The sequence below is a fragment of the Bradyrhizobium centrosematis genome, from assembly GCF_045571495.1.
GTDB lineage: Bacteria > Pseudomonadota > Alphaproteobacteria > Rhizobiales > Xanthobacteraceae > Bradyrhizobium > Bradyrhizobium centrosematis.
On record NZ_CP120703.1, the window covers coordinates 1,448,800 to 1,462,618 of the forward strand.

Annotated in this window: 12 protein-coding genes; 6 read left to right on the forward strand and 6 right to left on the reverse strand. The window is 65.9% G+C overall.

Going from position 1 to position 13,819, the window contains the following annotated elements; all coding sequences use genetic code 11:
• The first annotated feature begins 137 nt into the window (after nucleotides 1-137).
• Nucleotides 138-1,991, forward strand: a complete 1,854-nt coding sequence (locus tag P6U31_RS06955) for a sigma-54-dependent Fis family transcriptional regulator (protein ID WP_407187487.1) — start codon at nucleotides 138-140, stop codon at nucleotides 1,989-1,991.
• A 61-nt stretch (nucleotides 1,992-2,052) separates the two neighbouring features.
• Here the strand turns inward: P6U31_RS06955 and P6U31_RS06960 are convergent, their stop codons facing one another.
• The gene (locus P6U31_RS06960) at nucleotides 2,053-2,607 is read right to left on the reverse strand and encodes a flavin reductase family protein (protein ID WP_407187488.1); all 555 of its coding nucleotides are present in this window, start codon (nucleotides 2,605-2,607) and stop codon (nucleotides 2,053-2,055) included.
• A gap of 138 nt (nucleotides 2,608-2,745) precedes the next feature.
• Nucleotides 2,746-3,843, reverse strand: coding sequence for an LLM class flavin-dependent oxidoreductase (locus P6U31_RS06965; protein WP_407187489.1), 1,098 nt, complete (start codon nucleotides 3,841-3,843; stop codon nucleotides 2,746-2,748).
• A gap of 237 nt (nucleotides 3,844-4,080) precedes the next feature.
• Here P6U31_RS06965 and P6U31_RS06970 point away from each other — a divergent pair, with 237 nt between their 5' ends.
• The 3 genes from P6U31_RS06970 (at nucleotide 4,081) to poxB (ending at nucleotide 7,486) form a co-directional block, all read left to right on the forward strand.
• Nucleotides 4,081-4,995, forward strand: coding sequence for a 2-dehydro-3-deoxygalactonokinase (locus tag P6U31_RS06970; RefSeq protein ID WP_407187490.1), 915 nt, complete (start codon nucleotides 4,081-4,083; stop codon nucleotides 4,993-4,995).
• Nucleotides 4,996-5,008: 13 nt separating this feature from the next.
• Nucleotides 5,009-5,641 carry a 2-dehydro-3-deoxy-6-phosphogalactonate aldolase gene (locus P6U31_RS06975; RefSeq protein ID WP_407187491.1) on the forward strand — a complete coding sequence of 211 codons (633 nt, stop codon included), beginning with the start codon at nucleotides 5,009-5,011 and terminating at the stop codon, nucleotides 5,639-5,641.
• 108 nt (nucleotides 5,642-5,749) lie between these two features.
• The gene (poxB, locus tag P6U31_RS06980) at nucleotides 5,750-7,486 is read left to right on the forward strand and encodes a ubiquinone-dependent pyruvate dehydrogenase (protein ID WP_407187492.1); all 1,737 of its coding nucleotides are present in this window, start codon (nucleotides 5,750-5,752) and stop codon (nucleotides 7,484-7,486) included.
• Between the two features lie 76 nt (nucleotides 7,487-7,562).
• Here poxB and P6U31_RS06985 read toward each other — a convergent pair whose 3' ends face one another.
• Nucleotides 7,563-7,955 (reverse strand): hypothetical protein, encoded by a 393-nt coding sequence (locus P6U31_RS06985; RefSeq protein WP_407187493.1) that lies wholly within the window; start codon nucleotides 7,953-7,955, stop codon nucleotides 7,563-7,565.
• Nucleotides 7,956-8,022: 67 nt separating this feature from the next.
• Nucleotides 8,023-8,931 (reverse strand): PaaI family thioesterase, encoded by a 909-nt coding sequence (locus P6U31_RS06990; protein WP_407187494.1) that lies wholly within the window; start codon nucleotides 8,929-8,931, stop codon nucleotides 8,023-8,025.
• Nucleotides 8,932-9,067: 136 nt separating this feature from the next.
• Here P6U31_RS06990 and P6U31_RS06995 point away from each other — a divergent pair, with 136 nt between their 5' ends.
• Both P6U31_RS06995 and P6U31_RS07000 read left to right on the forward strand, forming a co-directional pair.
• Nucleotides 9,068-9,388: a hypothetical protein gene (locus tag P6U31_RS06995; RefSeq protein ID WP_172788450.1), complete on the forward strand. Its 321-nt coding sequence runs from the start codon at nucleotides 9,068-9,070 to the stop codon at nucleotides 9,386-9,388.
• Between the two features lie 183 nt (nucleotides 9,389-9,571).
• A complete protein-coding gene (locus tag P6U31_RS07000; protein WP_407187495.1) occupies nucleotides 9,572-10,792 on the forward strand; it encodes an LON peptidase substrate-binding domain-containing protein in 1,221 nt (406 codons plus the stop codon).
• Between the two features lie 120 nt (nucleotides 10,793-10,912).
• Here the strand turns inward: P6U31_RS07000 and P6U31_RS07005 are convergent, their stop codons facing one another.
• Together P6U31_RS07005 and P6U31_RS07010 are read right to left on the reverse strand one after the other, a co-directional pair.
• Nucleotides 10,913-12,388, reverse strand: coding sequence for an amidase (locus P6U31_RS07005; RefSeq protein WP_407187496.1), 1,476 nt, complete (start codon nucleotides 12,386-12,388; stop codon nucleotides 10,913-10,915).
• A 127-nt stretch (nucleotides 12,389-12,515) separates the two neighbouring features.
• Complete coding sequence (locus P6U31_RS07010) at nucleotides 12,516-13,628, reverse strand: ring-opening amidohydrolase (RefSeq protein WP_407187497.1); 1,113 nt, start codon at nucleotides 13,626-13,628, stop codon at nucleotides 12,516-12,518.
• Between the last annotated feature and the right edge of the window lie 191 nt (nucleotides 13,629-13,819).

Consider the following 13,819-nt stretch of genomic DNA (forward strand, 5'->3'; position numbering starts at 1 on the left):
AGAGTCCGGCTCCGCACTTACGCGCCCCAGAATGACGCGACGGAAGCATCGCGCCGCGCATGCTTCCCGGTTCCCGATTGACATCCCCGCCTGTGGTGCCAGACTTTGCACAATAATACAGGGTGGAGACGTCCGCGATGGCCAGCCTTTCGGCCTCGAACCATGTCGCCCGTGTCTTGTCCGTCGCCAATCATGTGGCCGACGTCGATGCCTCTTCGCGAATTGCCAATTCCTGGCGGCGCTCCCTGATCAGCCACAAGCTCGATCCCGCCCGGCAAGGCCCGCCGCAGACCCTCACCGAAGCCGAGATCCGCCACGTCGCCGAGCCTATGGAGGAGACGATCCGGCTCGTCACGCCCGAACTCGACGATCTCGCTCGCGTGCTGCGCGATGCCGGCTATTGCGTCAATTTCGCTGACGCAAACGCGACCATGTTGTTCAGTCGCCTGCCGGGCGAAGCCGACGCAAGGATGTTTCTGGACTGGAAGATCTACACCGGCTCCAACTTCGCCGAGGCTTGCGAGGGCACCAATGGGCTCGGCACCGCGCTTGCGGAGGAGAAGCCGATCCTGGTGCATCGCGACGAGCATTTTCGCGCGCAATGGCACATGTTCTCGTGCGCGGTGGCACCCCTGTTCGATCAGGCCGGCCGGCTCGCCGGTGCCGTCAACATCACCTCCTGTCGCGAGGACCTGGAGCGCGCCGCGCATCAGCTTGCGCTCGCGGTGACGATGGAGGCAACGCGGCGAATGGAGGGTGCGATCTTTCGCGGGCATTTCCGCAATGCCTGGATCGCGACCGTGCCCGATGATGGCGGCAGCGGCCTCGTCGCCTATGACGACGACCGCCGCATCGTCGGCGCCTGCCGCTCGGCGCGTGCGCTGCTCGGCCTCACTGACGACATGATCGCCTCCGGCATCGACCTTTCGCGCTACATCAAGTTCGATCGTCACGCTGCGCTTGGCACCGGCGAGATCGTCGAGCTGCGCCATGGCGATGGCCGTCCGTTGGGGCAGGGGCATGTTGCTCCGCCCGTACGTGCGAGATCGCATGCGCCGCATCGTGACGCGCCCGTTGATCGCTTCGATGCGCTGCATCGGCTCGCGGGCCGCGATCCCGAAATGGTCAAGAGCGTGAAGCGGCTCGGCGCCGTCATCGATCGCGATCTACCGGTGCTGCTGCAGGGCGAGACCGGCGTCGGCAAGGACGTGTTCGCGCGCGCCATTCATGCAGCGAGCAACCGGGCGCGCAACAATTATGTCGCGCTGAACTGCGCGGCGATGCCCGAGAGCCTGATCGACGCCGAGTTGTTCGGCTACGAGGCCGGCGCCTTCACCGGCGCGCGCCGCGACGGCTCGAAGGGCCTGATCGTGCAGGCCCATGGCGGCACGCTGTTCCTGGACGAGATCGGCGACATGCCGATTGCGCTGCAGACGCGCCTGTTGCGGGTTCTGGAAAACCGCGAGGTCTGGCCGCTCGGCGCGCTCAAGCCTGTGGCGGTCGACATCCGCCTGATCAGCGCCACCCATCGCGATCTCGGCCGCATGGCCGAGGAGGGCGCCTTCCGCGCCGATCTCTATTTCCGCCTGCGCGGGATCGCGGTGCGGCTGCCGGCCCTGCGCGAGCGGGCCGACCGCGACGATATCATCCGCCAGATCGCGCGCGAGGAAGCGCCGGGCTGCAGGCTTTCAGAGCAGGCCTGGGCGCTGTTGTCGGCCTATCCCTATCCCGGCAACATGCGCCAGCTTCGCCACGTGCTGCGGCTCGCCGGTTGCACCGCGGAGAACGGCCTCATCACGGATGCAGATCTCGATCTGCCGCCGTTCGGAGGGCGGACCGAGCCCGATCTCGAAGCAGCCGAGCGCGCTACGATCGTGGAGGCACTGCGCAAGCACGGCGGCCGCGTCACCGAGGCGGCGCGTACGCTCAAGCTCAGCCGTGCGACGTTGTACCGGAAGATCAAGCAGCTGAAGATCGCGACGGCGCAGTAGCGCCGAGCCGCCGGGCCTCTCCACGCAAGCGGGGCGAGGGTGTGCACTGCTGGTGCTGCTCCTACGAAAAATCGGTCCAGCTCAGATGGCGTGCATCGAGGTCGCCAATCGTCACGTTCTCGCGGATCTCGCGCGGCGTGTGGAAATTGCTGCGCAGATACACCAGCGGCGTGGCTGCGGCGGAATGCGAGGCGCTGCGGACTTCGCCGACGAAGATCGAATGCGTCGTGGTCTCGAACTCCTGCGCGAGCACGCAATCGAATGCGGCGACCGCATCGGTCAGCACCGGGGCGCCCGTCGCGCCGCGCGTCCATTGCCCGAACGCAAAGCGGTCGTCGCCGTTGACGCCCTTCTGGCCGCTGAAGGTGAGCGCGAGCAGCGCGTGGTCTTCGTGCAGGAAATTGATCGCAAACGCGCCTTCCTCCCGGATGCGCGCATGAGCGCTGGCGTTGCGGTTGACGCAGACGATCAGCGAGGGCGGCTTGTCCGACAGCGAGCAGGCCGAGGTCACCGTCAGCCCGGTGCGCTTGCCGTGCTCGGCGCCTACCGTCACCAGCGCCACGGCACCGGCGCATTGGCGCATCGCCTGCTTGAAATCCTGGGCGTCAACGCTCATGCCATTCTCCGAGTCACCTCTCCCCGACGGGGAGAGGTCGAACTGCGAAGCAATTCGGGTGAGGGGTCGCGCATCACGCTGGACCGAAACCCCTCACCCGGCGCTACGCGCCGACCTCTCCCTGTGGGAGAGGTGGAGTCAAGCCGCCTTCTTCGCGGAGCCGAGATGCGCAAGGCGCGGCATCACCTCGTTCTTCAGCAGCGAGAGCGAATGGTGCCAGGCTTCAGCCTTGTGCTTGTAGTCGAAGCCGAACACCAGGAGCACGCCGAAGCCGCCGACCTCGTCGTAGATCTTTTCGATCTTCTCGGCGACGGTTGCGGGCGATCCGACGATCCAGTTCCGCTTGGCGCAATATTCGACCGTGACGTCGCTGTCGGGCACATCGGGGGCATGCTTGAGATAGTCCTTGAAGCCGAAATGGCCGAGCAGCGGCAGGAAGTACTCGCTCATCATCCGGCCCATCATGTCGCCGGTCGAGAGCCGCCACGCCTCCTCATCGGTATCGGCGACGAACACCTCGCGCACGAGACGCCAGTCCTGCCGGTTCGGCTTGCGGCCGGTCTTGGCCGCCCCGATCTCGACGGAGTCCCAATGGCTCGAGACATAGGCCGGGTTGAGGTTGAGGCTCATCGGGATGAAGCCGCGCTCGCCGGCGAGCTTCAGCGTGTCCGAGTTCTTGGACAGGCCGGCGACGCCGATCGGCGGATGCGGCGCCTGGAGCGGCTTGATGTGGGGCTTGAGGAAGTCGAACATCGTGTCCGGCTTGCTCACCGTCCAGAACTTGCCCTTGTGGGTGAAGGGCGCAGGCTCGGTCCACAGCTTGAGAATGATCTCCAGCGCCTCGCGCGTCATGTCGCGGTTCTGCCCGCTCATGCCGTCGACGTTGAACATCGCCCAGTCGCTCGGCAGGCCGCTCGCGGCGACGCCGAAATTGAGTCGGCCCTCGGAGAGATGGTCCAGCATCGCGACGCGGTTGGCGAGCTCGGCCGGATGATGATAGGGCAAGAGGAAACCGCCCGGCCCGATGCGAAGCTTCTTGGTCTGCATCAAGGCCTGCGCGATCAAGAGATCCGGGGTCGGATTGGGTTCCCAGGGCGCGGTGTGGTGCTCGCCGACCCAGGCCTCCTGGTAGCCGAGCTCGTCGAGCCAGCGCATGACCTGCAGGTCCCAGTCGTTCCCTTCCTTCAGGCCGCACTCCGGCGGATGCGAAGGCATCGTGAAATAGCCAATCTCCATGGGTTTCCTCTCCACAATTGACGCGTCTTGTTGCGCGGTTCACGGATGTGAGTAGGGCTGCTTCAGCAAGCGCTGTGCCAGCGTTTGAGCAAGCGGTGTGCCGGCGCGACGAAGCCTCAAATCGGAGAGAAAGGGCTGGTTTGCCCGCGCAATTGCCGGTATCTCGACGAAGATCCGCAAGGGGTCGTCTCATCGTCGCGAGACGACGTCTTGGCCGTGAGACGAGGACAGTTTCGCATGACCGAACCCGCTTATGTCGCGGTGGACTGGGGCACCAGCAGTTTTCGCCTGTGGTTGGTTGACCGCTCCGGTCAGGCGCTGGCTGAGCGCCGCAGCGATGAAGGCATGTTGGCGGCGGCAAAGGTCGGCTTTCCCGCCGTGCTGCAAGCGCATCTTGCGGCGGTCGAGGCACCCGATCATCTGCCGGTTCTGGTCTGCGGCATGGCCGGCGCCAAGACCGGCTGGGTCGAGGCGGGCTATGTCGACACGCCGGCACAGCTCTCGGCGATCCTGAAGCAGGCCGTGCGCGTCCCTGGCCAAGCGCGCGACATCCGCATCCTGCCGGGCATTGCGCAGCGCGACGAAAGCGCGCCGGACGTGATGCGCGGCGAGGAGACCCAGCTGCTCGGCGCACTCGGCCTCGCTGCGGCGGGCGACGCGCGGGTCTGCATGCCCGGCACCCATTCGAAATGGGTGCGGGTGAAGGATGGCGTCGTGGAACGTTTCTCCACCTTCATGACTGGTGAGCTGTTCAGCGTGGTCTCGCGCGAAACCATCCTCTCGCTCGCGGTCGCGGGCGCCGATGAGGCCGAGGACGTCGCGAGCTTCAAGGCAGCAGTGCAAGCGGCGCACGAAGCGCCTGCCTTCGCTGCCAATCTCCTGTTCACCGCGCGCTCGCGCCAATTGCTTTTCGGCGGCACGCCGGCCGCGGCGCGCGAAACGCTGTCCGGCACGTTGATCGGGGCCGAGCTGGCGGCGGGCCTCTCCGGTGCGGTGCCGAAAGAAGCTGTTACGCTGATTGCCTCGGGCCGGCTTGCGATGCTGTACCGGCAGGCTTTCGAGGCGTTGTCGGTGACGGTCAGGCCGGTCGATGCGGATGAAGCCGTCCGCCGCGGCCTGTCGATGGCAGCTGCCGCGATCTGGACGAAGTAGAAGGACTCTTGAGATGAGCACTCCTTTTCCGCCGATGCAGCGGCCGCTGGTCGCGATCCTGCGCGGGGTCAAGCCCGAGGAGACCGAGGCCATCGTCGGCGTGCTGATCGAGACCGGCATGACCGCGATCGAGATCCCCTTGAACTCGCCCGATCCGTTCCGCTCCATTGCAACGGCGGTGGAGCTCGCGCCCGCCGGCGTGCTGATCGGCGCCGGCACGGTGCTGACCGCAGCGGACGTCGATCGTCTCAACGATGTCGGCGGCAAGCTCATGGTCTCGCCGAACGTCGACACCGAGGTGCTGGCGCGCGCGCATCAGCATGGCATGGTGACATTGCCGGGCGTGTTCTCGCCGACCGAGGCGCTGCTTGCCGCGCGCTCCGGCGCGTCGGGCCTGAAATTCTTTCCGGCGAGCGTGCTCGGCGCATCCGGCATCGCCGCGATCCGCGCCGTGCTGCCGTCGGGTGTGATGATCGCGGCCGTCGGCGGCGTTTCCGACCAGAATTTTGCCGAGTACATCAAGGGCGGGGTGACCGCCTTCGGGCTCGGCTCCAGCCTCTACAAGCCCGGCATGAGCGCCGCCGATGTCGAGGCGCGCGCGAAGGCGACCGTCGCGGCCTACGATCGGGCGATTCAGAAAGATTGAACAGACAATAAACTAGCCGTGATCCTGACGTCGCTTATTGTGCCTCATATTGCCGCGATGCTGATGTTGATGCATCGCGCAGTGTGACCGGCGCAGCAGGAGACCGACATGGCGATCAACAACGTGGCCGATCTGTTCGTGGCAACGCTCGAACAGGCCGGCGTCAAGCGCATCTACGGCATCGTCGGCGACAGCTTGAACGCCCTGACCGAAGCACTGCGCCGCCGCGGCACGATCGAATGGGTCCATGTCCGCCACGAGGAGGTCGCAGCCTTTGCCGCCGCCGGCGAAGCCGAGATGACCGGGAACCTCGCGGTGTGCGCGGGCTCCTGCGGCCCCGGCAATCTGCATCTGATCAACGGCCTGTTCGACGCGCATCGCAGCCGCGTTCCCGTGCTGGCGATCGCGGCGCAGATCCCCTCGTCCGAGATCGGCGGCGGCTATTTCCAGGAGACGCATCCGCAGAACCTGTTCCGCGAATGCAGCCATTATTGCGAGCTGGTCGCGGATGAAAGCCAGCTTCCGTTCGTGCTGGAGAATGCGATCCGCGCGGCGGTGGGCCTGCGCGGTGTCGCCGTCGTCGCCATGCCCGGCGACATTGCCTTTCGCGCTGCGCCCAAGCGCGCACTGACGGTTTCGCGCGGGCTTGCGCTGTCTCCGCCGCAGGTGGTGCCGCAGGCCGACGAGCTGCAGGCGCTGGCCGATCTCCTCAACGGTGCCGAGCGCATCACGCTGTTCTGCGGCCGCGGCTGCGCCGGCGCGCATGCGCCCTTGATGCAGCTCGCCGAGACGCTGAAGAGCCCGATCGTGCACGCGCTGGGCGGCAAGGAGCATGTCGAATACGACAACCCGTACGACGTCGGCATGACCGGCTTCATCGGTTTCTCCTCGGGCTACGCCGCCATGCACGCTTGCGACGCGCTGGTGATGCTCGGCACCGATTTTCCCTACAAGCAGTTCTTCCCTGATGATGCGAAGGTCGCGCAGATCGACATCCGCCCCGAAAATCTCGGACGGCGGTGCAGGATCGATCTCGGCCTCGTGGGCGACGTCAAGCTCACCATCGAGGCGCTGATGCCGCTGCTGAAGGCCAAGACGCAGCGCAAACATCTCGACGGCGCCGTTGCGCATTACAGGAAGGCGCGCGAGGGGCTGGACTCGCTTGCGAAGGGTACGCCGGGAAGCAAGCCGATCCATCCACAATATCTCGCCAAGGTGATCAGCGACCATGCCTCCGCTGACGCGGTGTTCACCGCCGATGTCGGCACGCCCACGGTGTGGGCGGCGCGCTATCTCGACATGAACGGCCGCCGTCGCCTGATCGGCTCCTTCGTGCACGGCTCGATGGCGAACGCCATGCCGCAGGCGATCGGCGCGCAGGCCGCCCGGCCCGGCCGCCAGGTCATCTCGCTATCCGGCGACGGCGGCTTCACCATGCTGATGGGCGACCTGATCACGCTGACGCAAATGAAGCTGCCGGTGAAGGTGGTGGTCTTCAACAACGGCGTGCTCGGCTTCGTCGCGCTGGAGATGAAGGCCGCCGGCTTCGTCGACACCAATGTCGACCTGGAGAACCCGGACTTTGCCGCGATGGCGCGCGCGATGGGCATCTTTGCCAAACGCGTCGAAGATCCCGGCGAGCTTCGCGGTGCGGTGCAGGAAATGCTCGCGCATGACGGACCGGCGCTGCTCGACGTCATCACCGCCAAGCAGGAGCTGTCGATGCCGCCGACCATCACCGCCGAGCAGGTCAAAGGCTTCAGCCTCTGGGTCTTGCGCGCAGTGATGAACGGCCGCGGCGACGAGGTGCTGGACCTTGCAAAGACGAACCTGCTGCCGCGGTGATATCAGCTGGCGCGGCGATTCACCTCTCCCGAAGGGAGAGGTCGGATCGCATTGAAAATGCGAGCCGGGTGAGGGGTTAAGGTCTCGCCGGGTGCTGCGGCCCCTCACCCGGATTGCTGCGCAATCCGACCTCTCCCCGGCGGGGAGAGGTGAAAGCCTGCCAGTGCAGCACGATGCCGATCAGCACGGCCGGCACGAAGCCGAGCACGATCAGGAAGTGCGGCAGCTCCTTCGGCGAGATGAAGGCGATGGCGATGTCGGAGATCAGCCAGAGCGCCGCGAACATCACCGCAAAATCCGTGCGCGGGCAGCGGAGATAGTAGAACACGGCGGTGATGACGATCGCGGGCCCGATCGCGACACCGATCATGATTGCGGTCAACTCCTTCGGCGTCAACGCGTCGAGCATCATCGAGGCCAGCAGCCAGAGCGCGGCGAACATGGCGACGATGTCGAGCGGATGCCGCAATCCAATACCTCTCGCGGGGACGGGCTATCGTTGTGGCCGGAGCTGCGGCCGTCAAGTCAAAATGAGCCTATTCCTCGTCGCCTCCCGGCGCCGGGCGCAGCATGAAATGACCGAAGGCGGTCGCGATCGGCCTCGTAGTATCCTCCTGCCAGGCGCGCGCCTCGAACGCGACGATGCGCCGACCCTGCTTCACGATCGAGACGTCGGCAAAGCTGTCGAGCGCGCGGCCGGAACGCAAATAGTTGACGGTGAGGCCGATCGGCTTGGGCGGCGCGGAGATGCCGAGCTCGCGCGCTACGCCGACGATCGCCGTGGTCTCGAGGAAGGCTCCGGTCATGCCGCCATGGATCGCAGGCAGGATCGGGTTGCCGATGATCTTTGGCGAGAACGGCATCGTCAGCGTGCCGTCGTCGTTGACGCGGATGCCGAGCCAGCGCGCGAACGGGCTGCGCGCGAACGGCCCGTCCGGATCCTCCGGCGCCTCCAGCGTCGGGATGCCCAGTTCCTCCACCCGGCGGTCGGCCAGCATGTTGGTGCGGTTGGCGCCGATCATGAAGCAGGCGGTCGCGGTCGCGACGGGATCGTCCTCGGATTCCTGATAGGCCGTGGAGCGCACGAAGGCGATCGAGCGCGTGGTGCGGTAGCAGACCGAATGCGCCTTGATGTCCAGGCCGGGCGTTGCCGGCTTCTGATAGTCGATGCGCAGGTCGAGGGTCGCGATCGCGCGGGTGCCGTCGAGCGCAAGTTGCACCGCCATGCCGCAGCTCTCGTCCAGCATCGCGGTGACGACGCCGCCATGCAGCACGCCGGTCTCGGTATCGCCGACGAAGACGGGTCGGTAGGGCAGGCTCGACCAGGCCTCCGCGGGCGCGAAGCGATCGAGCTGGAGCCCGCTGATATGGCCGTAGTCGGAACGGCGTCCCTTGATCGCCTCGGCGAGTTCCTCGAAGGCAAGCGTGGTCGGTGTGGTGCTCATGGGCACGTTCTAGACCAGTGTCGGGCCTCGCGCAAAACCCCGAACCGGGCCCGAGCGGGGCGGTTTGGCCTCGACAGGGCGCGCCGAAGCGCCGATGGTGGGCGCCTCGTTCGTCGATGAACTGCAAGGAGCGCCCATGGCCGACCCCGAAACGCCCGCCACCAATCAGGGGCCCGTCACCATTTCCAGCTCCAGCTCGGAGCGGGCGCCGATCATCTATTTCGACGGCGCGTCCTGCTTCGGTCATCACAACGGCGCGATCCAGATCGAGCTTGCCGCGAACCTGTTGATGCCGGTCGGTGCCGCCGTCAGGGTCGACGTGGTCCAGACCGCGCACCTGCGTTGCAGCGTGGCCGCGGCGCTGGCGCTGCGCGAAGCCCTCGACAAGGCGCTGGCGATGTACCAGCAGGGCCAGAAGCAGCCGGTCGCCGAGGAGATCCCGGCGGTGAAGAACTGAGATCGCAATTGACAGCGATTTATCTTTGCGCCACCTTTCGTGCAGGTTGATACGACCTGCCGGTTGCACCCTTCGTGGAATGGTGAACGTATCGAGCCTTCATCGGCCTCCCCTTTGCCCGAGCGTCCGGTCAGCAACGCAACCGTCTGATACATCTGGATCGCTCATGCAGAGGACGAACCGATGCGCGATTTTCGCGATGCCAAGGCTATGGCGCAGACCCTGCGCGAATCCCTGACCACCAAGGCCGTCACCATCAGTCACAGCGAAAGCCTCGAACTGGTGTCGAGAATGCTGGGCGTTGCCGACTGGAATACATTGTCGGCAATGCTTCAGACCGGGCGTCGCGACACGCCTGTGCCGAAGCCCATTAGCCCGAGTGCGGTCTACCCGGCGGTCCCGTTGCGCGATTTCGTGCCGTTCCCGGGCGCGACCTTTCCGCTGTTCGTCGGTCGCGAGAATACGGTGCTGGCGCTCAACCATGCGTTTGAGGGCGCACGCGAGATGGTCTGTGCGATCCAGCGCGACGCGGCCGCCGACGAGCCGCGATTTGCCGACCTCTATGAGATCGGCGTGCTCGTGCAATTGGTCGAGCTCGAACGACTCCAAGACGGTTCGATCAGGGTGCTGACGCGTGTCCTCCGCCGCGTCGCGATCCGCAGCTTCGCAGCGCTATCGAGTGGGTATCGGTCGGAGGCATCCGAACTGCCTGAGGGAGCGCCGGTCGACTCGCCCGAACTGATCCGCCGGGCCATTCAGCGTTTTGAGGATTACGCAGCCGCCCACGGCTTGCTGATGCCGGACATCTGGTTGTTCTTCGATCAGGCGCGCGACGTTGGCCGCATCGCCGATACGATGGCGATGCGCATGAAGTTGCCGGTCAAGGACAAGTACGAGCTACTGGCCATGCTCGATCCCGTGAAGCGACTGGAGAAGATCGACGGGCTGCTGGACGTATCGTCCCGTCCATTCGGCGCAGCCTATGCTGCGACCCGACGCCGAGCGCTGGCTCTCGCCGATCAGCGCCGCCATCAGTTTGCAACGCTGGAGCACCTGTTGCTGGCGCTGACCGAAGACGGTGATGCGGCACCTCTCTTACAAGCCTGCAACGTCGACCTCGGCCTGCTCAGGCGGAACCTCGCTGACTATCTCGACAAGGAGCTCGCGCACACGGTGATCGAGACGGGAGCAGCGGCGCCGACCGCCGCTTTCCAGCGCGTCGATCGCCGGGCCGCGGTGCTTGCCCAGGAGGTCGGCAATCCCGCGGTGACCGGCGCCAATGCACTCGTCGCTCTGTTTCCGGAGACACGAAGTCCCGCGGTGCGCTTCCTCGGCGAGCAAGACGTATCGCGCTGGCGCGTGGACAAGGCCATCGCGAAAGCGAGCGCCAAGGACAAGGGCTAGAGCATGATCCGGAAAAGTGCGCAGCGGTTTTCCGAAAAGATCATGCTCAAACAACAACCTAAAGCGCGATGACGGTTCATCATCATCGCATCGCGCTTTAAGGAAGGACGCGGCGGCAGCTCACGCCTTGGTCACATGCACCTTCGCGGTCTTGCCGCCATTCCACTTGCCGTCGAGCGCGCGCTCGACCTGGGCGGCGAGCTGCAGCAACAGGCCGTCATTGGCCTGCTTGGCGATGGCCTGGATGCCGAGCGGCAGGCCGTGATCTTGCGCTGCCATGGGCATCGAGATCGCCGGCATGCCGCAGAGATTGGCGAGCGGCGTGAAGGCGAAGAAGCGCCACAGATTGTCGAACCAGTCGCGCACATCAGGATTGTCGGAGATGGTGAGATATTCCCTGGTGCCGACCTTCGGCGTCGGTAGCGCCGTGATCGGCGTCAGGATGACGTCCCATTGCTCGAAGAACGCGCCGAAGCCGCGCGAGGTGGTGTTGAAGACGCCCTGCATCTTCGCCCGCTCGGCGAAGCTGGTGTGGCGGCCGGCTTCCCAGATGCGGATGTTCATGGGCTCGATCAGGCCCTCCGGCGGCTGCTCCAGTCCGCGCGCGGCGAGCATGTTGGAGATCACCACCGCGAAATTCGAGATGTAGCAGGTTGTCTGCGCCTCGAACGCGGCGGGAAGGTCGATCTCCGGCAGCGCGTAGTCGACGTGATGGCCGAGGCCCTCGAGGAAGCGTCCGGCCTTCTCCAGCTCGGCTGCGATCTCGGGCGTCGCGGTGTAGTTGCCCCAGGTGTGGGACAAAGCGATGCGCAGCTTCGACGGATCGCGCTTGATCATCTCGGAATAGGGCTGCGCGGTGGTCCAGAACGGCATGAACTCGCCGGGCGCAGGCCCGCGCGCGTGATCGACGAAGGCGGCGGTGTCGCGCACGCTGCGCGACTGGCAGCCTTGGATCGAGACGAGGCCGGTGAGGTCGGACATGTGGGGAGCGAGCGAGAACACGCCGCGCGAGACCTTCAGGCCGATATTGCCGTTGACACCGGCGGGAATGCGGATCGAGCCGCCGCCGTCGGTCGCATGCGCGATCGGCACCACGCCGGCGGCGACCATCGCGGCGCTGCCCGCCGAGGAGCCGCAGGTGGTGTAGTCGGTATTCCAGGGATTGCGCGTGACGTAGACGGCGGGATTGTCGGCCGAAGAGCACACGCCGAATTCCGGCGTGGTGGTGCGTCCGATCAGATTGAGCCCCGCCTGGCGGAATTTTCCGGTGAGGAACGTATCGGCCGCGGCGCGATTGCCGCGCATCAGCAGCGAGCCCATTTCCTGCAGCCGGCCCTTCATGGTCGGCCCGAGATCCTTCATCAGGAAAGGCAGGCCGGCGAAGGGACCTGCGAGATTGGCGCCGTCCTTGGCGGGATCGGCGATCACGTCCTCGAACAGCTCGACCACGCCCGACAGCGCCGGATTGACCTTGGCAACGCCCGCGGCAGCCTGGCGCGCCAGCTCCTTCGCCGTCAGCTCGCCCTTGCGGACACGCCCCGCCAGCGCGACGCCGTCGTGCTGCGCCCATTCACTCCAGCTCATCGGCAAGGTCATGAAATCAAAATCCCCTCAGATAGTGGCGCCACCTTTTTCGCAAGGGACCGCCTGAATCAACTGAGCCGGCGCGAGGGGCAGGGTTGCGCCGGGCGGAGGGGTCGGACGATTCGGAATGCCGAGCCTATCAATCCGACAGTTGCGCGATCACTGCAACCGGGCCGCCGCCGGCCGGTCCCTGATGCTCGGCGCCACCGGACACGTAGACTGCGCCAGTGCCGGCAAGGCCCGCGATCAGGCCGCCGACCGCTGCGCGGGCGTGGCGTGTCGAGCTGATGTCGGTGTCTTCGAGCATGGTGTGGCGGAAGCCGCGCACGCTGCCATCAGGCGAGGCCTCCGCCTTGGCGAAGATATTGACGAGCTCGCGGCCCGCGATGCTCTGCGGGGCCACGCCAAGCCCGACGCTGTTCAATGCCGATACCACCGCTGCGGCGTCGATGGCATCCTCCATCACGGCATGCCCGATCACGAACTCGCTTGCCGACGAGGCCGAATTGCCGAGCACGATGACCACATTATGCATCAGCTCGATCCCGGACGAGGTCGAGGCCACCTTGGAGAAAAGATCGTAGCGTCGCAGCACATCCTCGTCGCGGACATCGGAGCCGATCTCGCCGAGCGCGACCGCAACGCCGAGCGCGGAGGCGCCACGCGAATAGGCCATCGAGCTGTAAGCGTTCGTCGTCGCCGTCTTGTTGCCGCGCGCGCTCGCCGCCGCGACACGCTCGCTGGTCAGGAGCGGGCACTTGATCTGCACGAAATGGACGTCGGCGGGATCGGTGATGCCGGCATCTGCCATCGCGGCTTGCAGGGCCTTGGCCGTCTCGGTGATCTGCGCGGCGCGGCCGAGCTCCTCAGGCAGGAAGTCCCGCGTGTGCGCCATGCCGATGCTGAGGCGCTTGCCGCAGCGATCCGCAGGATGGGAATCGAGCGTCCGGCGCGTGAAGACCGTGATGTGCGGGCTGAGCACGCCCTCGGTGCCGCCGGACATCACGAAGGCGATGCGTTGCTCGACTGCCTTTGGCGACAGGCCGAGCTTGGGTGCCAGCGCCGTGCACAGCGCGGCCACCGCGTACTCCCGGGTAAAATCGTTGACGCCGCCATTGCCCTCGGTCTTGCCGAGAATGGCGAGGATCGATGTGGGATCGATCGCGCCGGAGCCGATCAAGTCCATCAGGCCGGAGACGTCACCGGGGCCCGTGGTGGCGACCTTGAAGACGCCGACGGATGTCGTACGCATGATTGGTCCTTGGGAATTCGGTAGCCCGGCAGTGCAAACAGCCTGGGTAATGGGGCGGCTGTCAAGATGCCCCGGCGCCCTGTGCGCCATACTCGTCGTCCTGCCTTTCGCAGGACGACGAGACGATAAGGTCTTCGTATCATGAACAGCCCGCCAGCCCCACGAATGTGGCGAGATCGCATCGCTTCAGC